Annotated in this window: 24 protein-coding genes and 1 tRNA gene; 12 read left to right on the forward strand and 13 right to left on the reverse strand. The window is 64.3% G+C overall.

Features of this window, described 5'->3' with window-relative positions:
- Positions 1 to 7 precede the first annotated feature (7 nt).
- Positions 8 to 505, forward strand: a complete 498-nt coding sequence (locus tag HV823_RS09560; protein ID WP_176949499.1) for a hypothetical protein — start codon at positions 8 to 10, stop codon at positions 503 to 505.
- 7 nt (positions 506 to 512) lie between these two features.
- Here the strand turns inward: HV823_RS09560 and HV823_RS09565 are convergent, their stop codons facing one another.
- On the reverse strand, positions 513 to 785 hold the full coding sequence (locus HV823_RS09565) for a hypothetical protein (RefSeq protein ID WP_246301080.1): 273 nt from the start codon (positions 783 to 785) through the stop codon (positions 513 to 515).
- A 264-nt stretch (positions 786 to 1,049) separates the two neighbouring features.
- On the opposite strand from HV823_RS09565, the gene iolG reads away from it, so the two are divergent.
- A complete protein-coding gene (iolG, locus tag HV823_RS09570; protein WP_176949500.1) occupies positions 1,050 to 2,042 on the forward strand; it encodes an inositol 2-dehydrogenase in 993 nt (330 codons plus the stop codon).
- Positions 2,043 to 2,132: 90 nt separating this feature from the next.
- Here iolG and HV823_RS09575 read toward each other — a convergent pair whose 3' ends face one another.
- A complete protein-coding gene (locus HV823_RS09575; protein ID WP_176949501.1) occupies positions 2,133 to 3,356 on the reverse strand; it encodes an ROK family transcriptional regulator in 1,224 nt (407 codons plus the stop codon).
- A gap of 245 nt (positions 3,357 to 3,601) precedes the next feature.
- Here HV823_RS09575 and xylF point away from each other — a divergent pair, with 245 nt between their 5' ends.
- From xylF to HV823_RS09590, 3 genes are all read left to right on the forward strand, one after another.
- Positions 3,602 to 4,639, forward strand: coding sequence for a D-xylose ABC transporter substrate-binding protein (gene xylF / locus HV823_RS09580; protein WP_176949502.1), 1,038 nt, complete (start codon positions 3,602 to 3,604; stop codon positions 4,637 to 4,639).
- A 277-nt stretch (positions 4,640 to 4,916) separates the two neighbouring features.
- Positions 4,917 to 6,230, forward strand: a complete 1,314-nt coding sequence (locus HV823_RS09585; RefSeq protein ID WP_176949503.1) for a sugar ABC transporter permease — start codon at positions 4,917 to 4,919, stop codon at positions 6,228 to 6,230.
- A 12-nt stretch (positions 6,231 to 6,242) separates the two neighbouring features.
- Entirely contained in the window at positions 6,243 to 7,028 is a 786-nt protein-coding gene (locus HV823_RS09590; RefSeq protein ID WP_176949504.1) for an ATP-binding cassette domain-containing protein, read from the forward strand.
- Between the two features lie 65 nt (positions 7,029 to 7,093).
- Here HV823_RS09590 and HV823_RS09595 read toward each other — a convergent pair whose 3' ends face one another.
- A complete protein-coding gene (locus tag HV823_RS09595; protein ID WP_425487649.1) occupies positions 7,094 to 7,795 on the reverse strand; it encodes an SDR family oxidoreductase in 702 nt (233 codons plus the stop codon).
- A gap of 225 nt (positions 7,796 to 8,020) precedes the next feature.
- Here HV823_RS09595 and HV823_RS09600 point away from each other — a divergent pair.
- Positions 8,021 to 8,097: transfer RNA gene (locus tag HV823_RS09600), tRNA-Arg, on the forward strand.
- 96 nt (positions 8,098 to 8,193) lie between these two features.
- Here HV823_RS09600 and HV823_RS09605 read toward each other — a convergent pair.
- Both HV823_RS09605 and HV823_RS09610 read right to left on the reverse strand, forming a co-directional pair.
- Complete coding sequence (locus HV823_RS09605) at positions 8,194 to 9,087, reverse strand: DMT family transporter (RefSeq protein WP_176949506.1); 894 nt, start codon at positions 9,085 to 9,087, stop codon at positions 8,194 to 8,196.
- Between the two features lie 310 nt (positions 9,088 to 9,397).
- A complete protein-coding gene (locus HV823_RS09610) occupies positions 9,398 to 9,868 on the reverse strand; it encodes an aminoacyl-tRNA deacylase (protein ID WP_176949507.1) in 471 nt (156 codons plus the stop codon).
- A 149-nt stretch (positions 9,869 to 10,017) separates the two neighbouring features.
- Between HV823_RS09610 and HV823_RS09615 the strand changes: the two genes are divergently transcribed.
- Together HV823_RS09615 and HV823_RS09620 are read left to right on the forward strand one after the other, a co-directional pair.
- Entirely contained in the window at positions 10,018 to 10,446 is a 429-nt protein-coding gene (locus HV823_RS09615; RefSeq protein ID WP_176949508.1) for a GFA family protein, read from the forward strand.
- 64 nt (positions 10,447 to 10,510) lie between these two features.
- On the forward strand, positions 10,511 to 10,870 hold the full coding sequence (locus HV823_RS09620) for a DUF488 domain-containing protein (RefSeq protein WP_343051824.1): 360 nt from the start codon (positions 10,511 to 10,513) through the stop codon (positions 10,868 to 10,870).
- A 90-nt stretch (positions 10,871 to 10,960) separates the two neighbouring features.
- Here HV823_RS09620 and HV823_RS09625 read toward each other — a convergent pair whose 3' ends face one another.
- The 4 genes from HV823_RS09625 to HV823_RS09640 form a co-directional block, all read right to left on the reverse strand.
- Positions 10,961 to 12,007, reverse strand: a complete 1,047-nt coding sequence (locus HV823_RS09625; protein WP_176949510.1) for a Gfo/Idh/MocA family protein — start codon at positions 12,005 to 12,007, stop codon at positions 10,961 to 10,963.
- An 8-nt stretch (positions 12,008 to 12,015) separates the two neighbouring features.
- Positions 12,016 to 12,801: a ThuA domain-containing protein gene (locus HV823_RS09630; RefSeq protein ID WP_176949511.1), complete on the reverse strand. Its 786-nt coding sequence runs from the start codon at positions 12,799 to 12,801 to the stop codon at positions 12,016 to 12,018.
- Between the two features lie 92 nt (positions 12,802 to 12,893).
- On the reverse strand, positions 12,894 to 13,235 hold the full coding sequence (locus HV823_RS09635; RefSeq protein WP_176949512.1) for an SMR family transporter: 342 nt from the start codon (positions 13,233 to 13,235) through the stop codon (positions 12,894 to 12,896).
- Positions 13,236 to 13,267: 32 nt separating this feature from the next.
- The gene (locus HV823_RS09640) at positions 13,268 to 13,828 is read right to left on the reverse strand and encodes a TetR/AcrR family transcriptional regulator (protein ID WP_176949513.1); all 561 of its coding nucleotides are present in this window, start codon (positions 13,826 to 13,828) and stop codon (positions 13,268 to 13,270) included.
- A 127-nt stretch (positions 13,829 to 13,955) separates the two neighbouring features.
- Here HV823_RS09640 and HV823_RS09645 point away from each other — a divergent pair, with 127 nt between their 5' ends.
- Both HV823_RS09645 and HV823_RS09650 read left to right on the forward strand, forming a co-directional pair.
- Positions 13,956 to 14,366 carry a group II truncated hemoglobin gene (locus HV823_RS09645; RefSeq protein WP_176949514.1) on the forward strand — a complete coding sequence of 137 codons (411 nt, stop codon included), beginning with the start codon at positions 13,956 to 13,958 and terminating at the stop codon, positions 14,364 to 14,366.
- A 13-nt stretch (positions 14,367 to 14,379) separates the two neighbouring features.
- Positions 14,380 to 14,745 carry a DUF423 domain-containing protein gene (locus HV823_RS09650; RefSeq protein ID WP_176949515.1) on the forward strand — a complete coding sequence of 122 codons (366 nt, stop codon included), beginning with the start codon at positions 14,380 to 14,382 and terminating at the stop codon, positions 14,743 to 14,745.
- Between the two features lie 57 nt (positions 14,746 to 14,802).
- Here the strand turns inward: HV823_RS09650 and HV823_RS09655 are convergent, their stop codons facing one another.
- From HV823_RS09655 to HV823_RS09670, 4 genes are all read right to left on the reverse strand, one after another.
- A complete protein-coding gene (locus tag HV823_RS09655) occupies positions 14,803 to 15,087 on the reverse strand; it encodes a hypothetical protein (RefSeq protein WP_176949516.1) in 285 nt (94 codons plus the stop codon).
- Complete coding sequence (locus HV823_RS09660) at positions 15,084 to 15,485, reverse strand: DUF2325 domain-containing protein (protein ID WP_176949748.1); 402 nt, start codon at positions 15,483 to 15,485, stop codon at positions 15,084 to 15,086. Before HV823_RS09660 ends, HV823_RS09655 begins: the two co-directional genes overlap by 4 nt.
- Positions 15,486 to 15,904: 419 nt before the next feature.
- Positions 15,905 to 16,810 carry an energy transducer TonB family protein gene (locus HV823_RS09665; protein WP_176949517.1) on the reverse strand — a complete coding sequence of 302 codons (906 nt, stop codon included), beginning with the start codon at positions 16,808 to 16,810 and terminating at the stop codon, positions 15,905 to 15,907.
- A 46-nt stretch (positions 16,811 to 16,856) separates the two neighbouring features.
- A complete protein-coding gene (locus HV823_RS09670) occupies positions 16,857 to 17,288 on the reverse strand; it encodes a hypothetical protein (RefSeq protein ID WP_176949518.1) in 432 nt (143 codons plus the stop codon).
- Between the two features lie 292 nt (positions 17,289 to 17,580).
- On the opposite strand from HV823_RS09670, the gene HV823_RS09675 reads away from it, so the two are divergent.
- Together HV823_RS09675 and HV823_RS09680 are read left to right on the forward strand one after the other, a co-directional pair.
- A complete protein-coding gene (locus tag HV823_RS09675; protein WP_176949519.1) occupies positions 17,581 to 18,639 on the forward strand; it encodes a hemin-degrading factor in 1,059 nt (352 codons plus the stop codon).
- Positions 18,640 to 18,650: 11 nt separating this feature from the next.
- The gene (locus HV823_RS09680) at positions 18,651 to 19,598 is read left to right on the forward strand and encodes a heme/hemin ABC transporter substrate-binding protein (RefSeq protein WP_176949520.1); all 948 of its coding nucleotides are present in this window, start codon (positions 18,651 to 18,653) and stop codon (positions 19,596 to 19,598) included.
- The last annotated feature ends 20 nt before the right edge of the window (positions 19,599 to 19,618 follow it).

Raw genomic sequence — 19,618 nt, forward strand, 5'->3', positions numbered from 1 at the left:
AGAACCCGTGTTCGGAAAAAGCGTTTTTGAGAGCGTACTGGAACGCCTTCGTGCGGAAGATGAATCCGCATTCGAAGACGGCGGCGACGCACCGCACGAGCCGCCGCGCGGCCCTCTCCCCGCCTTCGCGGTCTTCGGCAGGGAGCAGATGGCGGCGTCCGGCCATGCGGCGGCATCCGCCTATCGCGAGTTTGCCGAAGATGGCCCGATGCAGGGCGAAGGTGGGCAACGAGAGGAACCGGCGATCGACGAAGCCCCGGCATCACCGCCCTACCTGATGCGGACAGCACCCGACGAAGTCGCCGCGGACCTCGGGCTCAGCGGGTCGGAAACCGGTACGGAGCTGGCCGCGATACGCCGCGCTTTTGCGCGCGAGAACCATCCCGATGCAGCCCCGGAGGCTTTGCGGGCGAACGCGACGCGCCGGATGATGATTGCAAACATGCTGATCGACGAAACGCTGCGGCGCATGCAGGCGGAAGCAGCGCTCGGCTTGCGCAGGTGAACGGCGGCTATTGCTCCCTGTTGTCCCCGGCCGGCTTGTCCTCGACCGGCTTTTCCTCAGCCAGCTTTTCCTCGGCAGGCTTTTCGGCCTGCTCTTCCGGCGGCTTGTAGAAAAGGAGCAGTTGCGCAAACGCGTAGGAGCTGATGACCAGAAAGATCAGTCCCCAGGTCTGCTGGCCGTTATAGTATTCCACGGCGGTCCAGGCGACGCAGCCCCCGACCAGCACCAACCGAACCCAGAGCGGGCGGTAGACCGGGTGGGTGGGATCGATGAATTTCATGCGGCGCCTCCGACTATTGTTTGCAGCCCTCTTAAGAGGTTTTGCGGCGGAAGGAAACCGCCGCCGGACGCGCCACGAACCGCTTGACGACGGCTGCACGAAATGGAATGAATATTCTAAAATTATCGAATGGCGGCTCACGTATTCCATTTAAAATGGAGCGAGGGGCGCACCATCCTCGTCGAAAGAGAGGCGCAATCGGGGAAAGCGCATGCCCCCGCCCACCGCCGGCAGCAATCTCCGGCAGCACAACGAGTTGAAAACATGACGGTCAGATTTGGTCTTCTCGGCGCCGGGCGCATCGGCAAGGTTCACGCCAGGGCAGTCACAGGCAACCCCGGTGCGGTTCTCGTAGCCGTCGCCGATGCCTTTCCCGCAGCAGCGGAAGCCATTGCCGCGCAATATGGTTGCGCCGTGCGCACGATCGAAGGTATCGAGGCGGCCGACGACATCGACGCCGTCGTCATCTGCACGCCCACGGACACGCATGCCGACCTGATCGAACGCTTCTCTCGCGCAGGCAAGGCGATCTTCTGCGAAAAACCGATCGATCTCGACGTCTCCCGCGTCCGCGCCTGCTTGCGCGTCGTCGAGGAGACCGGCGGCAAGCTGATGGTCGGCTTCAACCGGCGCTTCGATCCGCATTTCATGGCCGTGCACCAGGCAATCGAGGCCGGCCGGATCGGCGACGTCGAGATGGTGACGATCACCTCCCGCGATCCGGGTGCGCCGCCCGTGGACTACATCAAGCGCTCGGGCGGCATCTTCCGCGACATGACCATCCACGACTTCGACATGGCGCGCTTCCTTCTCGGCGAGGAGCCGGTTTCGGTGACGGCGACGGCGGCCGTGCTGGTGGACAAGGCGATCGGCGAGGCCGGCGACTACGACAGCGTCTCGGTGATCATGCAGACAGCGTCCGGAAAGCAGGCGATCATTTCGAATTCGCGCCGGGCCACCTATGGCTACGACCAGCGCATCGAGGTGCACGGCTCCAAGGGTATGGTCGCGGCGGAAAACCAGCGCCCGGTCTCGATCGAGATCGCGACGGGCGACGGCTACACCCGTCCACCGCTGCACGATTTCTTCATGACCCGCTACACCGAAGCCTATGCAAACGAGATTGCAAGCTTCATCGCTTCGCTGGAGCAGGGCACGCCGCTTTCGCCTTCCGGCGCCGATGGCCTGGCCGCCCTCGCCCTTGCGGACGCCGCCGTCAAGTCGGTTCAGGAAAAGCGCCTGATAGACGTCGGCTGAAGTCGAAAAGCCCGCCAGGCCGGGCAACGATCCTCCCAGCAACTGGCCGGGCCGTCACGCCCGGCCTTTTTTGTGGCCCGAGCCGCCCTTTCATGCCGTCTCGCCTTCCGCAACCGGTCGTTCGGAGGCTAGCAGCCGGTCGATCCGCGTCAGCGCGCGATCGACATGCCCCTCGAAGACCAGCGTCGCCTCCTCCGGCACGATCGAGATTTCCGGCATGCCGTGCAGGCGCACCTGCTGCGATTGGCGCAACCCCTCGTCCAGCCCGCGCGACAGCAGATCGAGGAAGCGCGTTCCCGGCCCGGTGATCGTCACCGGCATGCTGCCGTAAAGGCTCAGGACGCGCGACAGTCCCTGCCCGAGCGCAAGCCCCGCCTGGCGGAAGGCGTATTCGGACATGCGGTGTCCCTGCCGCGCCCGCTGCGCGATCTTCTCCATCTCGGCAAGCGGCACGAACTTTGCGGGAATCGTATCGGGCGGCACTTCGAATGCCGTCCGCAGGATGCCGTAGAAGCCGGCCGACGCCTCGATGCACCCCTGCGCCCCGCAACGACAGACCTTGCCGTCGGCCGCATGCAGCATGTGCCCGAAATTGGGCGCGGACACCTCGATCTCGCCAGTCGCATGCAGATTGGCAATCCCGAGCCCGACGCTGTGGCCGAGCGACAGCGCGGCAAGCTGGCGGGTGGTCCCCGATGTCGGTTCCGCGCGCAGGCCGAGGGCATGGGCAACGAGAAGCGTCTCGTTGCTGAGCGTGACGGAACGCCACTCGCCCAGCACGCCTGCGAAATCGATCTCGTCCAGCCCGAAGACCGGCGACCAGACAAGCGTGGCACTTGCCGGATCCACGATGCCCTTGCTGCTGATGGAGACCGCAAGCACGCACGAGCGATCCAGGCGCGAACGCTGCAGCGTCTTTGCAAGACCGCCGCGTAGCGCGTCGATGAAGTGCGCCGTCGAGGGATCCGAATGCTGTCGCGGCTCCTCGAAGCGGTCGATCAGCATGCCGGCATAGTCGGCCAGCGAATACTGCACCGCGTCGGAGGAAATGCGCACGGTGATGATGTGGCCGTAGTCGCGCTTCTGGCGGAACAGCACGCGCGGGCGTCCGCGCCCGCCCGCGCTGGCCTGCTCCTGACGCTCCAGCACGCCGCCCCGCTCCAGTTCGGCGGTGATCGCCGAAACGGTCGCCGAGGCAAGGCCGGTGCGCGCAGACAGCTCCGTATGCGACAGGGCCCCCTGCCGCCGCACCGCCGCGAGCACAAGCGCACTGTTTTGCTGACGCACCAGATCGGTGCTCGATCGCGTCAGCATAGCCAGGCTCCGGTTTGAAAAGACGATTCCAACGAATGCTCCTCCCAAAGCATCTGTTGCGGGCGCCGACAAGTCCTCCACCCCCTTGTTGACAGCCCCCGGAACTTCTGACATCTATTTTCTCGACTGTCGAGAAAAATTCCGGGAGAGCTTGAGGGCGTGGAATTGCGGCAGTGTCAGAGAGCTGGTTGTCGACGGTGACGGGAGGTTCGTCCGGACGGCCGGCATTCACTTGGGAGGATAATATGAAATCAGTTTTGAAGCTGATGGCAGGCGTAGCCGTCATCGTATCGCTGCATTCCGTGGCGCAGGCCAAGGATCTCGTGGTAGGCGTTTCCTGGTCGAACTTCCAGGAAGAGCGCTGGAAAACCGACGAAGCCGCCATCAAGGCGGCCCTTGAGGCGTCCGGCGACAAGTACATCTCCGCCGATGCCCAGTCCTCGGCAGCCAAGCAGCTGACCGACATCGAATCGCTGATCGCCCAGGGCGCCAACGCCCTGATCGTGCTCGCGCAGGATAGCGACGCCATCGGCCCGGCCATCGAAAAGGCCGCAGCCGAAGGCATCCCGGTCGTCGGTTACGACCGCCTGATCGAGAACCCGGCCGCCTTCTACATCACCTTCGACAACAAGGAAGTCGGCCGCATGCAGGCCCGCGAAGTGTTCAAGGTCAAGCCGGAAGGCAACTACGTCTTCATCAAGGGCAACTCCGCCGATCCGAACGCCGACTTCCTGTTCTCCGGCCAGTTGGAAGTGCTGAAGGAAGCGATCGACGCCGGCAAGATCAAGAACGTCGGCGAAGCCTATACCGACGGGTGGAAGCCTGAAATCGCGCAGAAGAACATGGAACAGTTCCTGACGGCGAACGACAACAAGGTCGACGCGGTCGTCGCCTCGAACGACGGCACCGCCGGCGGCGCGGTCGCAGCCCTCGACGCCCAGGGTCTCGCCGGCTCCGTTCCGGTCTCGGGCCAGGACGCAGACAAGGCAGCACTGAACCGCGTGGCGCTCGGCACGCAGACGGTCTCGGTCTGGAAGGACAGCCGCGAGCTTGGCAAGCGCGCCGCCGAGATCGCAGCCGAGCTGGCCGGCGGCAAGAAGATGGAAGAGATCGCCGGCGTGACCAGCTTCAACGGCGGACCGAAGGGCGTCGCCATGCAGTCGGTCTTCCTGGCTCCGCTTCCGATCACCCAGGACAACCTGAACGTCGTCATCGACGCGGGCTGGATCTCCAAGGAAGAAGCCTGCCAGGGCGTCAAGGGCGACCTCGCCGCCTGCAAGTAACACGATCGGACGGGCCTGTCCCGCACACCTTCCAAGCGCCGCAACGCATTGCGTTGCGGCGCTTGCGCAAGGTGGAAGTGCGGTGGACAATGCCTGGGCCATCCTCAGCCGACACCGTCGGCAAAGGATGCGGACCGGGAAGTACGCGGGCCTAAAGCCGCGCGGGCAAAAGTCCCGCAGTCACGTCCGTCATCGCCAGACTTTGCCACGACATTCCTGCCCGACCGGGCCGGCAACGCGGCGACAACAACAATTTCAGTGGGGGGAAGGCACGTCCATGGCCGACATCACACAAGCTACCCAGACAAATCGGGCCCGAAACGCGGACGAAAATCCCGTCAAGCGGTTCTTCCGCGCAACCGAGATCGACACCCGCCTGCTCGGCATGGTCGGGGCGCTGGTCATCATCTGGGTCGGCTTCCAGCTTCTCACCGGCGGCCTGTTTCTGACGCCACGCAATCTGTGGAACCTGACGGTGCAGACCTCCTCGGTCGCCGTCATGGCGACGGGCATGGTGCTGATCATCGTCACCCGCAATATCGACCTCTCGGTCGGCTCGGTGCTCGGCTTCTGCGGCATGATCATGGGGGTCATGCAGGCAAAGATTCTTCCGCAATATCTGGGCCTCGAGCACCCGGCGATCTGGATCATCACGCTCGGCTGCGGCATCCTCGTCGGGGCTGCGATCGGCGCCCTGCACGGCTCCATCATCGCCTTTCTCAACGTGCCCGCCTTCATCGTCACGCTCGGCGGCCTGCTGGTCTGGCGCGGCGCCACCTGGTTCGTCACCAGCGGCCAGACGGTCGCCCCGATGAACTCCACCTTCCGCCTGATGGGCGGTGGCACCGAGGGCTCGATCGGCGCCACGGCGAGCTGGATCGTCGGCATCGTCGCCTGCCTCGCCATCGTCGGCGCGATCCTGAACTCGCGCAAGCAGCGAAAGCGCTTCGGCTTTCCGCTTCGCCCGGTCTGGGCCGAATACTTCCTCTCGGTGCTCGGCTGCGTGCTGGTGCTCGGCGCAGTCGCCGTCGCCAACCACTATTACTGGCCGACCAACATCGCCCGCCGCTACGCCGACGCCAACGGCATCGCCTGGCCGGAGGGCGGCCTGCAGATCCCGCACGGGATCGCCATTCCCGTCCTGATGGCGATCGCCGTCGGCATCGTGATGACCTTCATCGCCACCCGCCTGCGCTTCGGCCGCTACGTGTTCGCGCTTGGCGGCAACCCGGAAGCAGCCGAGCTCGCGGGCATCAAGACGCGTTGGGTCACGGTCAAGATCTTCATGCTGATGGGCATCCTGTGCGCCATCGCGGCTGCGATCTCGACTGCCCGCCTCAACGCCGCCACCAACGCGCAGGGCGAGCTCGACGAACTCTACACCATCGCCGCCGCCGTGATCGGCGGCACCTCGCTCGCCGGTGGCGTCGGCACCATCGCCGGCGCCATGATCGGCGCCCTCGTCATGCAATCGCTTCAGTCGGGCATGGTGCTTCTCGGCATCGACAGCCCGTTCCAGCGCATCGTCGTCGGTGTGGTTCTCGTTGTCGCCGTCTGGCTCGACACCGTCTATCGCGCCCGCGCCAAGTAAGGAGTACGCCTCATGACAGATCAACGCACTCCGCTCGTGGAAATGAAGAACGTTTCCATCTCGTTCGGCGGCATCCATGCGGTCGACAACGCCTCGGTGGACCTCTACCCCGGCGAAGTCGTCGCCCTTCTCGGCCACAACGGCGCCGGCAAGTCGACGCTCATCAAGATCCTGTCGGGCGCCTACAAGCGCGATGCCGGCGAGATCCTGATCAACGGCGAGCCGGCCGACATCAACAACCCGCGCGACGCCAAGAAATACGGCATCGAAACGATCTACCAGACGCTCGCCGTCGCCGACAACGTCGACGCGGCCGCCAACCTCTATCTCGGCCGCGAGCTGCGCACCCCCTGGGGCACGCTCGACGACGTGGCGATGGAGGCGAAGGCGCGCGAGGTGATGGGCCGGCTCAACCCCAACTTCCAGCGCTTCAAGGAGCCGGTGAAGGCGCTCTCGGGCGGCCAGCGGCAGTCCGTCGCCATCGCGCGCGCCATCCTGTTCGATGCTCGCATCCTGATCATGGACGAGCCGACGGCAGCCCTCGGACCGCAGGAGACCGCGCAGGTGGGCGAACTGATCAAGCAGTTGAAGAAGGAAGGCATCGGCATCTTCCTGATCAGCCACGACATCCACGACGTCTTCGACCTCGCCGACCGCGTCTCGGTGATGAAGAACGGCCAGGTCGTCGGCCACGCCCGCACGCAGGACGTGACCAAGGACGAGGTTCTGGGCATGATCATCCTCGGCAAATGCCCACCCAAGGCCATCCCCGGCCCCGGCGCGATGCAGGTCGCCTGAGCGCGACGCTCCATTCGAGACAGAAGCCGCGGTCCCCGGGGGCGCGGTTTTCTTTTTGTCGTCGATTACCAGACGACCGCCTCTCCATCGTGCGCGTAGAACCCGCCGGAGGCCTGCGCCGGAAGGCGATCGACCAGCGCCAGCAGGCGCGCCGCCGACACGCCTGGCGTGACGGTGGCGTGCCCGCCGCGAAAGGCCGCACTGAGCCTGGTCTCCACCGTGCCGGGATGCAGTGCGAGCACCAGCGATTGCGGATGCGTGCGCGAAAGCTCGATCGCGGCGGTGCGGACGATCTGGTTCAATGCCGCCTTGGAGGCCCGGTAGGAAATCCATCCCCCAAGCCGGTTGTCGCCGATCGAGCCGACACGGGCAGACAGTGTCGCGAAGATCGCCCGCCGGTCGCGCGGCATCAGCGGCGCAAAATGCTTCAGAAGCAATGCCGGCCCGATGGCATTGACCGCGAACTGTCGGGCCATGACGGAGGGATCGATTGCCCTCAGCGCCTTCTCCGGGCCGATACCGTCGATGGTCAGCGCCCCTGTGGCATCAAAGACAAAATCAAACGGGCCTTCGCCGGAAAGCACACGGGCGGCATCGGCTACAGACGGCTCGTTCGTGATATCGAAGCCCGGATAAGTCCTGCGCGACAGACCGACGAGGCGCCCGGCATTCGGATCCGCCGAGAGCGCCGCATGAACCGCACCGCCGATCCCGCCGCTCTCGCCGACGACCAGCGCCGAATAGCCTTTCCCGATCGACTCCATCACATTCCCTTCCGCCTTGGCATTTCCTTCCGCCTTCCCGCTGAAGACCGCAGGCTTGCCGGGGCACACCGCTCATGCGCCCGCGCCCAAAACGTTGCCGCGATGCCATCCGATCACCCCTGCCCGAAATTTCCTGTGCGGCTTCGGGCGCTTGACCATTGAACCGGCGACAAAGCTGGGGTATGAACCGCGAACCAGTCGACGCCGGGCTCCGCCCGCGACACGGATGCACCCGTAGCTCAGCTGGATAGAGTGTTGGATTCCGATTCCAAAGGTCACAGGTTCGAATCCTGTCGGGTGCGCCAAATTTCATATACTTAGCCTGGATTTTCGATAGCAGTCAGCAATCGTGGCGACGTGCGCCGATCCTTGTCGCCTTTGGATGAGGTTTCACCGGCAGGTCACGTTGGATCGGTCATGACGGCTTCGGCCTTCCTTGCAAGTTGGTGTTCCCGCCAAACGGTGAAGAGGCCTGCGCCGACCACGATGAGTGCGCCGGCGACCATGTTCACCGTTACGCTCTCTCCGAAGAAAAGCACGGCGATGCAGACGTTGAGGACGAGCTGCAGGTAGGTCACGGGCTGAAGCTCCGCTGCCGGAAGGATCGCATAGGCGCGGATCAGGAAATAGTGGCTCAACGTGCCGCAGACGCAGAGAGCGCCCAGGACATACCAGTCCGAAGGTTTGACGTCGGTCCAGTAGAACGGCCCGATCAGCGAGATCGCAAGCGCTCCCACCACGCCCGCATAGAAGACGCTGGTGGTCGAGGAATCCTGATGGCTGACGGCGCGCGTGGCAATGCTGTACAAGGCGAACATGGCCGCCGCCGTCAGCGGCAAAAGCAGCGACGCGTCGAAATGCACATCGACAGGGTTGATGATGATCAGCACGCCGACAAGACCGACGACGACGGCGCAAGCGCGCTTCCAGCCCACTTTCTCACCGAGTAGCGGCACCGAAAGCAGGGTGATGAACAACGGCGTGACCTGAAAGATCGATTGGCTCATGGCGAGCCCGGCCGTCTTGTAGGCAAACACGATGACCACGATTTCCGCGACCAGAAGGATCCCGCGGGAGATCTGCAGCCACGGCCGGCGCGTGGCGATCGCGCCGCGGATGCCGCCGGAAGACGTTGCCGCAAGACAGGACACGAACAGCGCGAACGCCCAGAAGCGTATCATGGTCACGAGGATGGGCGGATATCGGTCACCCAGGTACTTCGTGATGCCGTCCTGGGCCGCAAAGATGGTCACCGCCAGAAGCGCGAAGAGGTAACCACGGGACTTGATGTTCATGCCACTGCTTCAAATGAGAATGAGGTCGGCCCTGCTCCTAGCATGAGTCTTGCCGTTTTTGGGAAGACGCGCGGATGCCATCCGAAAATAGAAATGATCGTCGTTACTGGCGCCGGTCGCACCGACCCCGTGCTCGCAACCGTACAGGGCTATCCGCGCTCGGTCTGCATCAGAGGCGTGACCGGGGACATGACAATGCAGGACGTCAGCGTGTTCGCACTGCTGCAGCGCATCCTTTGTCACGTCGGAAGTCTCCGTGCCCGCACTACGCGTGGCGCACGGTCCGCCGAAACCGCACTTGAAGACGCTGTTAGTGCGGCCTGCCGATGCGGGCGATCTGGGCGTCCTTCATCAGCGCCAGGAAGTTCGGCCCGGTGACATGCACCAGGTTCCGGTGGTCGCCGGCCTCGAAATAGACGTCACTGATGTGGCCGAAGCTTTCGTCGAGCACGACCGGGACGTCATAGGCCATCCCGAGCGGCGGCGCCGCGCCTTCCTCGCAATCGGAGAAGAGCTGGCAGACCTCGTCTTCGGATGCGAGACCGAGCCTCCGGTCCATGGCATCCTGCAGGCTGGTGAGCTCCACCCGGTGCGTGCTGGGCACGACGGCCAGAAGATAGCCCGCCTCGTGGTGGACGACCACGGCTTTTGCCAGCCTGCTGCCGGGGATATGGGCCGCCTGCGCAGATTGGCTCGTCGTTGCCGTGCGATGATGGGGGACGATGTCATAGGCGACACCTTCCCGTTCGATATAGTGCTGGAGCTTGCCGGCGATGCTCATGGAAGCGCCCTTCTTCGGAAAACTGGCGACGCGAAAGGGTCATTGTCCTCCCATCCCGGTTGAAGTCAACAAAGCGGCGGCTGCAAAACTCCCTTGCCATGAACGGCAACGCTGCGAGAAAATCGAGGCGGTCGGACGGAGGAGCGGACATGACTGCGTTTCATTCGGGCGCGTGCTTTTGCGGCGCGGTGGAGATCAGGGCGGAGGGCACACCGCTGGAGATGGGCTATTGCCACTGCGCGTCCTGCCGCACCTATTCCGGCGGCCCGATGAGCGGCTACGTGCTGTGGCCGCAGGACAAGGTCGTGGTCTCGCGCGGCGCAGAGCGCCTCGGCCGCTTCAACAAGTCCGGCATGAGCGAGCGCCGGCACTGCCTTCAATGCGGCGGACACGTGCTGACCGAACATCCCGGGCTCGGGCTAACCGACGTCCGCCCCGGCATCCTGCGGGACTTCGCCTTTGCGCCGTCCGTCCACATCAACTATGCCGAAGCGGTGCTGCCGGTCCGCGATGGCCTGCCGAAGCTGCGGGACTTTCCACCGGAAGCCGGCGGATCGGGCGAACTTATGCCCGAATGAAGGGCTGTCGGCTCGCGTGGCAGGCCGCGACGACGCGAACAGGCGCAAGGGAGGAGACGTGCCGGTGAACATCCGACTGAAACGTGTCTATGAGCCGGCCTCCGAGGCGGACGGCACGCGCATCCTTGTCGATCGGCTCTGGCCGCGCCGGATCGCCAAGGCAAAGGCGGGCATCGACCTCTGGCTGAAGGACCTTTCCCCGAGCGACGACCTGCGCAAGCGCTTTCATGCCCGGCCAGAACAGTGGCAGGCGTTCTGCGACGCCTATGCGGCAGAACTCGCGGGCAACGGACCGCAGGCGACGCTTTCGACCTTGCGCGACAATGTGCAAAAAGGCCCCGTGACGCTGCTCTATGCGGCAAAGGACGAGCAGCACAACAATGCCGCCGCCCTGAAGGCCTGGCTGGCGCAGCACGGCGGGTGAGCCGAACGCAGCCCTTGGTAGAGGAGAGCGTCCTGTGCCTGCCGCCATCAATCCGCCACCGGATCGGCTGGCCGGCGCGCGCCAACAAGCTCAGACGCTGAGTTCGCGTCGCTCCTTCTCCGCCGCGATCGCCAGATCCAGGACCTTTTGCAGGTTTGCCGCATGGCGGAACCCCGGCTCGACGGCATGATGCCGTTCACGCACCGCCGTGACGAAGCGCTCGTAGTTGGTCGGAACGATGCCGGCGTCGATGTCGCGCCAGACGGCATTTTCCACATCCTCGCCGAGGCAACCCCGCAGGCTTGAACCCGCAGGCGTGTGGATCACCTCCAGCCCGCCCCGGTCGCCATGCATGCGCAGCCGCAGTTCGTTCAGATGCCCGGTCGCCCAACGGCTGGCATGGATGACGCCGAGCGCGCCATTGGCGAACTCCGCCGCCATCGTGAAGCTGTCATTGGCGTCGAGTTCGTATTCGCCGATACGGTTGCCTGGCGCCTTGTCGAAGGCCTTGGTCCGGGCAAAAAGCGTCTCGACGTCGCTGCCGCTGCCGTAGCTGGCGAAATCGAGGATATGAATGCCAACGTCGCCGAGCACGCCGTTCGAACCGTGCCGCGTCGACAGGCGCCAAAGCCATTGGCTCTGGCTCGTCCAGTCGCCCCAGGCCCGCGACACGAGCCAACTCTGGAGATACGACGCCTCGACGTGGCGCACCCGGCCGAGCGCACCGGCAAGCACCAGTTCGCGCGCCTTCTGCAGGGGCGCGACGTTGCGATAGGTGAGGTTTACCATCGCTACCTGCCCGGAAGCCTCCGCAGCGCTCGCCATTTCCTCGGCCTTTGTGAAATTCTCGGCTAACGGTTTTTCGCACAGGACATGCTTGCCGGCGGCAAGCAGCGCCAGCGTGGTCGGGTGGTGTACGCGGTCCGGCGTCACGTTGGTCGCCGCATCGAAAGCGCCCCAGGCGATCGCCGCATCGAGATCGGTGAAAACCTTCGCTATGCCGTGCCGTTCGGCAAAGGCGGTCGCCATGGCCAGATCGACGTCGACGGCGCCGACGAGTTCGACGCCGGGGATGGAGGAAAAATGCTCGGCATGAGTATTGGCCATACCGCCGGTTCCAAGGATGAGAAGCCTCATGACGCCGCTCACCGATATCCGGCTTCGCCGGCCTGATGCAGCCGCGGCCCACGCTCGACGATGGGCTCCAAAGCGCTTTCAACCGGCACGTTCGGGGCATCATGGATCGCCGCGTACCGTGCTTGCGGGTTGTATGCCCAGGCCACACCGTTGCGCAGCACCGCCTGCACCGTGGCGTCGTGGTAGGTCGGATAGGTCTCGTGGCCGGGGCGGAAATAGAAGATGTTGCCGGCCCCACGGCGCCAGGTCATGCCCGAGCGGAACACCTCGCCGCCCGCAAACCACGAGATGAACACCGTCTCGAGCGGCTCGGGCACGGAGAAGGGTTCGCCATACATCTCCTCGTTCTCCAGCACGAAATGCTCCGGCAGGCCGGCGGCGATCGGGTGGCGCGGATTGACGACCCAGACACGCTCCCGCTCACCCGCCTCGCGCCATTTCAGGGCGCAGGGCGTTCCCATCAAGCGTTTGAAAATTTTGGAGAAATGACCGGAGTGCAGGACGATGAGCCCCATCCCCTCCCAGACACGGGCGGCGATCCGTTCCACGACCGCGTCGGACACCGCGCCGTGGTCCTTGTGCCCCCACCACACCAGCACGTCGGTCTGGTCGAGCCGGCCTTCAGGCAGGCCGTGCTCCTCCTCCTGCAGCGTCGCGGTGGTCGCCTCGATCTGCGGGTGTTCGTTCAGCGCCTTGGCGATGACGGCGTGCATCCCGTCCGGATAGATCGAGCGCACGACGTCGTTCGTCTGCTCGTGGATGTTTTCTCCCCACACGATTGTCCTGATCGTCATACGCTCCTCCAGAATGCCAAAAATTGATCCAAAGCGTTTTGGATGGCATTTTTAGAGGCTTTCGCTCGCTTGGCAAGCGCAAATCGAGCTCATCAGTGAAAGGAGGACTTGGAGAACAGGTTCAGCACCATCACGCCGGCAACGATCAGCCCCAGCCCGATGATCGCCGGCACGTCCAGCTTCTGCCCGAAGACGAAGAGCCCGACCAGCGAAATGAGCACGATGCCAAGCCCGCTCCAGATTGCATAGGCGACCCCGACGGAGACATAACGCAGGCTCCAGGACAGGAAATAGAAGGCGACGGCGTAGCAGACGATCATGACCACGGTCGGCCCGAGCCGCGTGAAATGCTGCGCCGCCTGCATCGCCGACGTTCCAAGCACTTCGAACACGATCGCAAGCACAAGCACGGAATAGACGACGGGAAGGTTCATGGAAATCTCCGACAAATGAGGTGTTCGCTGTATCAGGATCGCGTGAGGTGGAGCAGGCGCTGCATCAACTCCTGCTCGCGCACCGGCTCAAGCGTATGGCTTTCCAGCAACGAGGCGAGCCACAGCCCGTCGGCCGCAAAGCGCACAAGTTCGCAATCCGGCGAGGAATCTGTATCAGCGTGCCGTTCGGCCTGCTGCGTGATCCAGGCCTGCCAGCGCCGGCGAAGCTGCGGCTCCGCCAAAAGCGCGCCGGTCATCGCCTTCCAACGCGCGCCCTCCTCCATGCCGCCGGGTGCAAAGCAGACTTTCAGATAGGCGCGCGTGAAACGTCCGTGCGGCTCCTCATCCGTCCGCATCTCCCCTTCGATAGCCGCCTCAAGCCGTGCGATGAGGTCGTCCAGCATGCCGACAAGCAGATCGGCCTTGCTCGGGAAATGATGCAGCAATCCCCCCTTGCTGACTCCGGCTTCCGAGGCGACCGCGTCGAGCCGCAGGCTGGCCGCCCCCTTCTCGAGGCACAGCGCTGCCGCGACCTCGAGCAGGAGTTCGCGGACGGCCTCTGGATCTTTCTTGCGCTTGTGGGCATTGCTCATGAGCTAAACATACCGTCTGGACGGTTTTATTGCAAGTCGTGCAGCCGCGCCCGGTTGTCACAGCTTGCGCTATGTCATTGCTCCCTAAATGCGGGCGGACTATCAGTCGACCATAGACGAACTGCGGATGAGACCGGTGCAGGAAGACAGCCAGAGAGAGACGATCACGCTCTATGAAGCCGTTGGAGGCGATGCGGCCGTGCGCGCCCTCACCCGCCGCTTCTACGCACTGATGGACACGCTGCCGGAAGCCGCCGCCTGCCGCGCCATCCATCCTGAAGATCTCTCCGGCAGCGAGGAAAAGCTCTACGAGTATCTCAGCGGCTGGCTGGGCGGTCCGCCCCTCTACACGGAGAAGCGCGGCCACCCCATGCTGCGGCGGCGCCATTTCGTCGCCCCGATCGGCGCGGCCGAGCACGATGGCTGGATGCTCTGCTTCACGAGGGCGCTGGAGGAAACGATCCCAGGGCCGCAGCTGCGCGCCGTCATTCTCGAGCCGGTGACGCGACTGGCGCAACATATGGTCAACCAGGAATAGGACAGACGATCTCATGGCTGCAGCGCGAAGGGCGACGCTTTTCTTTGCCGGAATCCTCGGCCTTGGCGGCGTCGTCAGCGCCGCCATGGCCTCGCACGCCAGCGGCGACCCGCGCCTGATGGGCGGCGCGTCTGCCATGTGCCTGGCCCATGCGCCGGCGCTTGTCGCCCTTTATGCAGGCTGGCCGGCCCTGCGCACCGCTGCGATCGCCGCCGCGCTCCTGATCGCCGGGACGCTTTTGTTTGCCGGCGACCTCGCCGTGCGCCATGCGCTTGGCCACGGATTGTTTCCAATGTCCGCGCCGACCGGCGGCGTCCTCATGATGGCGGGTTGGCTTGCGGTCGCGGCAGGCGCCCTCCTGAAGCCGAAGCACGACTGACCCGGAGAGACCGCTCCGAAGGAGACGCCAAGGGCGCCAGCAGACGGATCCCGCAAATCAGGCGGTGCCGCTGCGGCGTCCCGGCGCCTTGGCCCGGGCGGGAAAGGCGATGAGATTGTCGGGCGCTTCGGCCGGTGTCGTATCCTCACCCGCGAAGGGGACCTCACGGGCCGGCGAGCGGGCCTCCCAGACAGGAAACACCGTCACGTTGGGATTTTCCGCCTGCATGCGCGCTTCCCGCGTCAGAAGCGCATAAAGCTCCGGAATGAGCCCGTCGCCGTTCTGCGCGGCGAGCTTGTGCAGGCCTATCATCATGAAACCGTCAGGCTTGTCGCCGTTCATTGGACCGGTGTTCCTTCGCTGAGGCTCTGCAGCGCGCGCTCGAAGCTGGACTTGCTGCCGTTGCGCAGGGGCACGAAGGCCTTTTCCCACTTCTTGCAGCCGGTCTTCACCCGCAAGCAGGCATCGTGGCTGATACAGTCGATGGGGCAGAAAACACAGTCGACAGACGGCAGCACGTTGTCGATCCGCGAAACCGCCTCGCGCAGGCCGCCATCGTGATGGATCAGATTGGCGCCGAAAGAGCTTGCGATCTGGCGCAGATGCGCCACCTGGCAGTCACGACCGCCGACATAGAGGAAGTTGCGTCCTTCCAGGCTGGCCTTGGCAGCGGCCTCGGACTGGCTTTCGGCCGAATCGGCCTGTTGACGCTGGCGCGCAGCCCGCCTGTCGATCTCGATGCTGCGCCGCTTCACGCGGGTGATCTCGACCGGCCGCTGCACGCGCGCTTCCGGCGAAGCCCCCCGCGCAGCCTGCGGCTTGCCGTCGCCCGCGGCCGCCGAACCGGCCGCCAGGCGCGCCTTCAGCGAAGACACTTCCTTCTCCAGCGCCGCGATGCGCGCGTCGCGCGACGTGATCATGGCCCTGAGCGCTGCCTCGCGCTGGCCGTCCCTGCCTGAATGCATGCGTCACTCCTCGTGCCGTAACCGGCTTCCTTTTGGATCGACGCGACCCTACAAAACATGAGTTTAATAGTAAAGTATAAACATGAAGATTCTTGTCACCTTTCGGTGTGCCTGACACCTTGCGAAAGAAGCAATCCGCACACAAAGCGACGCACCGGCGTCTTCACCGTCACGAACACAGGAATGACTGCGCCTCAGCGCTTGAAGGAAATCGGCACGCTGAACGGCCACGATGCGCGTCCGGCGCCGTCAGGAATTTCCGGGAACGGAGCCGCGCGGCGTACGGCCTCCAGGGCGGCCTCGTCGAGTGCCGGTTGGCCGGAGCTTCTGATGATGCGGATGCTGGTGGCCTGCCCGGAAGCTGACACCACGAAGCTGACGGTCGCGATGCCGCCGCCGTTGCCGCTGAAGCGGCGCTTGGCGCGGTTGATCTTGTTGCGGACCTTGCCAGGATAGTTGCTGACGGCGGCATTGCCCGCCGACGTCGCATTGCCCTTCTTCTGCCCGCCCGATGCAGAGGTCTTCGCATCCTGAGAGCCATCGATCTGGCCTTTGCTCAGCGCCCGGGCACTGTCGCCTTTGTCGCCGGCCTTTTTCTTCCGCTTCTCGACCTTCTTCTTCTCGACCGGCTTTTCGGTCTTCTGCTCCAACGGCTTCACCATCTCAGGCGGCTTCTCGACGATTTCCGGCTTGATCTCGGGAATCGGGATCGCCGCGATCTCCACCTCCGCGCCCTGGATTTCGATAGCCTCGCTCATCTCCGGCACGATTTCGGTGGCGTCCGGCGTGGGCGCGACTTCCGTCGGCGTCATCTCCTGCGGCACGATCTCCTGCGGTTCGACCGCGGCCACCTCCTGCGTCACCGGCTCGAAAGTCTCCTGTTCGACCGTTTCGGTCGGCTGGATCTCCTCCGGGGTGCCGGCCTCCACCGCCTCGAACGCGCTGTTGCCAAGCATCGCCACCTCGGCGACGACACCGCCCGCGATCTGCGAGACATCCGGATCGGGCTCGGGCGAATATGTCAGGATCGCTGCCGCTCCGGCATGCGTCATCAGCGAAAGGACGATGGCCGTGCTCCAGATTGCCTTGTTGCCGGACATGATCATTCCCTTACTTAGTTCTACGACGGCGGCGTTTGCGCCAGCCTCAGCCCTCGAAACCAATCGGCGTGCTGCTGCGCGTCACCAGCCCCGACATGCAGGCTCCGGCCGCGAGCCCCTCGCCCTCGCAAGTGACGGCGTCGTTGACGAGAACGCGCTTGATGCTGTCGCAGTTCGTTCCGGGTAGATCGAACTGGCGCACCTTGGTCTTGCCTTGCGGCAACTCACGGAAGTCCAGCTTCACCATGCGCTCGACAGTGCCGCTCGCATTGAAGAGGACAAACTCGAACGCCGCCTTGGAAACATCCTGCGTCAATTCGTTCCCGACCACGAAGGTGAAGATGCACCCCTTCTGCGAAGGCGCCAGCGTGTTCAGCTCAATCTGCAGCCCTTTTGCCGTAGCCGCGTCCTGCGCGCAGGCCGCGCCGACTTGCAAGACCAGCGCCGTGGCGGTCAGGGCGGCATTTCGAATCGTCATGGTCCTTAGCTCCTCGACACAGCTGCACTTGTACGACAGCCCGGCGCATGGCTTCAATCGCGAATTGCATCGAACCTGTGAGCGCCGGGCCGATCCGGTATTGCGTCCATAAATAAATATGACTATGGAAGTCAAGAAAGTTCGACGATTTTGGTCCCCGCAATCCCCCACTTCGGCGCGGGGACTGCAGAAGCGTGAAACAGAACCGGATCGGCAACGAACCCTGGAAATCAGGCGGGTTCGCGACGTCGTTCACTGTGATTTGATGATTTTTTAGAGACAGGCAGAGGCCATGACGGAAAAAACCCGCCCCACCCCTTCCGCAATTCGCGCATATCGCGCCGATAACCCCAAGTTGCGCGAGCGCGACATTGCAGCCCAGCTCGGCATTTCCGAAGCGGCGCTGGTGGCGGCGGAAGTCGGCATCTCGGCCATACGCATCGACGGCGGCGCCAACCGGTTGCTGGAAAAGGCCGAGCAGCTCGGCGAAGTCATGGTCCTGACCCGCAACGAAAGCGCCGTCCACGAGAAGATCGGCGTCTACGAAAAGATTACCGCGGGCAAGCATGCCTCTATCGTTCTCGGCGAAAACGTGGACCTTCGCATCTTCCCGTCGGCCTGGGCGCACGGCTTTGCCGTGACCAAGAACGCCGAGGACGGCGAAGTCCGCCGCAGCCTTCAGTATTTCGACGCCGCCGGCAATGCGGTGCAGAAGATCCATCTTCGTGCCAATTCCAACCTTGCCGCCTATGAGGCCATCGTCAGCGAATTCCGCCTCGAAGATCAGTCGCAGGACTTCGTCGAGGTCGCCGCCGACACCCCGGATGCCGACGAGACAGGCCCGGTCGATGTCCAGGCCCTTCGCCAGAACTGGAGCGAGATGACCGATACGCACCAGTTCTTCGGAATGCTGAAGAAGCTGAAGATCGGCCGCCAGGATGCCGTTCGCAGCGTCGGCGAGGACTTCGCCTGGCAGGTCTCCAGCAATTCCTGCGAGCTGATGATGCGCGCCGCGGCCGAAAGTGGCACCGACATCATGTGCTTCGTCGGCAACAACGGCACGATCCAGATCCACACCGGACCCGTCGCCAACGTCCAGCCGATGGGCCCGTGGATCAACGTGATGGATCCGACGTTCCATCTGCACCTGCGCCAGGACCACATCGCGGAGTGCTGGGTCGTGCGCAAGCCGACCAAGGACGGCCATGTCACGTCTCTGGAAGCCTACGATGCCAAGGGCGAGATGGTCATCCAGTACTTCGGCAAGCGGAAGGAAGGCGTGGTGGAACTCGCCGAATGGCGCGCGATCCTCGACAGCCTGCCGCGCCACAATGCAAGCGTCGCCGCGTAAGGAACAAGGATATGACGAGCCGATTTTCCGTCCACCGTCCGCGTTTTCGGCAATTTGCACTGGCGGCCTTCGCGCTTACGGCGCCCTTTGTCCTGCCGTTCGCCGCAGCGCTGCCGGGTGTGCCTGCAACCGCCGCAGCCGAAGAGGTGCAGAAGGTCGACACCTCGCGACTCGTCACCATTGGCGGGGCGATTACCGAGATCGTCTACGCGCTTGGGGAAGGCGATCGCCTGATCGCCCGCGACCAGACCAGCACCTATCCCGAAGAGGCCCTGAAGCTGCCTGACGTCGGCTACATGCGTGCGCTCTCGCCCGAAGGCGTGCTGGCGGTCAATCCGAGCGCGATCCTGTCCATCGAAGGCAGCGGCCCGCCGGACGCGCTCGCCGTGCTCAAGAACGCCGGCATTCCGTTCGAGACGGTTCCCGAAGGCTATGACCGTGCCGCGATCCTCAACAAGATCACGACGGTCGGCGATTTCCTCGGTGTTCCCGACAAGGCCAAGGCACTTGCTGACGAGATTGCCGGCGATCTGGACGCCGCGATCGCCGATGCCGCAAAACGCCCCGAGGCGGAGCGCAAGCGCGTGCTGTTCGTCCTCAGCTTCCAGGACGGCAAGATCATGGCTGCGGGCGCCCATACCGGCGCAGACGGCATCCTCAAGCTTGCCGGCGCGGTGAACGCGACGGACGGCGCCTTCCCCGGCTACAAGGCCATGTCGGACGAGGCCATCGCGGACGCCAAGCCGGACGCTATCATGGTCATGTCGCGCGGCGGCGGCCACGACGGCAGCGACGAGCAGCTTCTCGCCCATCCCGCTATAGCGCTGACACCCGCGGCCGCCTCGAAGACCGTCATCCGCATGAACAGCCTCCATCTTCTCGGGTTCGGGCCCCGGACGGCGTCCGCGATCCGCGACCTCAACGAACGGCTGTATGGCAAGGCAGATGTCTCTCAGTGATGCCGGCAAGCCGGGCGCGC

This window comes from Mycoplana rhizolycopersici, assembly GCF_013378445.1.
GTDB lineage: Bacteria > Pseudomonadota > Alphaproteobacteria > Rhizobiales > Rhizobiaceae > Mycoplana > Mycoplana rhizolycopersici.

Coding starts and splice junctions, on each gene's coding strand:
- HV823_RS09565 (WP_246301080.1), bottom strand. CDS start 785: ATGAAATTCATCGATCCCACCCACCCGGTCTACCGCCCGCTCTGGGTT.
- iolG (WP_176949500.1), top strand. CDS start 1,050: ATGACGGTCAGATTTGGTCTTCTCGGCGCCGGGCGCATCGGCAAGGTT.
- HV823_RS09575 (WP_176949501.1), bottom strand. CDS start 3,356: ATGCTGACGCGATCGAGCACCGATCTGGTGCGTCAGCAAAACAGTGCG.
- xylF (WP_176949502.1), top strand. CDS start 3,602: ATGAAATCAGTTTTGAAGCTGATGGCAGGCGTAGCCGTCATCGTATCG.
- HV823_RS09585 (WP_176949503.1), top strand. CDS start 4,917: ATGGCCGACATCACACAAGCTACCCAGACAAATCGGGCCCGAAACGCG.
- HV823_RS09590 (WP_176949504.1), top strand. CDS start 6,243: ATGACAGATCAACGCACTCCGCTCGTGGAAATGAAGAACGTTTCCATC.
- HV823_RS09605 (WP_176949506.1), bottom strand. CDS start 9,087: ATGAACATCAAGTCCCGTGGTTACCTCTTCGCGCTTCTGGCGGTGACC.
- HV823_RS09610 (WP_176949507.1), bottom strand. CDS start 9,868: ATGAGCATCGCCGGCAAGCTCCAGCACTATATCGAACGGGAAGGTGTC.
- HV823_RS09615 (WP_176949508.1), top strand. CDS start 10,018: ATGACTGCGTTTCATTCGGGCGCGTGCTTTTGCGGCGCGGTGGAGATC.
- HV823_RS09625 (WP_176949510.1), bottom strand. CDS start 12,007: ATGAGGCTTCTCATCCTTGGAACCGGCGGTATGGCCAATACTCATGCC.
- HV823_RS09630 (WP_176949511.1), bottom strand. CDS start 12,801: ATGACGATCAGGACAATCGTGTGGGGAGAAAACATCCACGAGCAGACG.
- HV823_RS09635 (WP_176949512.1), bottom strand. CDS start 13,235: ATGAACCTTCCCGTCGTCTATTCCGTGCTTGTGCTTGCGATCGTGTTC.
- HV823_RS09640 (WP_176949513.1), bottom strand. CDS start 13,828: ATGAGCAATGCCCACAAGCGCAAGAAAGATCCAGAGGCCGTCCGCGAA.
- HV823_RS09645 (WP_176949514.1), top strand. CDS start 13,956: ATGAGACCGGTGCAGGAAGACAGCCAGAGAGAGACGATCACGCTCTAT.
- HV823_RS09650 (WP_176949515.1), top strand. CDS start 14,380: ATGGCTGCAGCGCGAAGGGCGACGCTTTTCTTTGCCGGAATCCTCGGC.
- HV823_RS09655 (WP_176949516.1), bottom strand. CDS start 15,087: ATGAACGGCGACAAGCCTGACGGTTTCATGATGATAGGCCTGCACAAG.
- HV823_RS09665 (WP_176949517.1), bottom strand. CDS start 16,810: ATGTCCGGCAACAAGGCAATCTGGAGCACGGCCATCGTCCTTTCGCTG.
- HV823_RS09670 (WP_176949518.1), bottom strand. CDS start 17,288: ATGACGATTCGAAATGCCGCCCTGACCGCCACGGCGCTGGTCTTGCAA.
- HV823_RS09675 (WP_176949519.1), top strand. CDS start 17,581: ATGACGGAAAAAACCCGCCCCACCCCTTCCGCAATTCGCGCATATCGC.
- HV823_RS09680 (WP_176949520.1), top strand. CDS start 18,651: ATGACGAGCCGATTTTCCGTCCACCGTCCGCGTTTTCGGCAATTTGCA.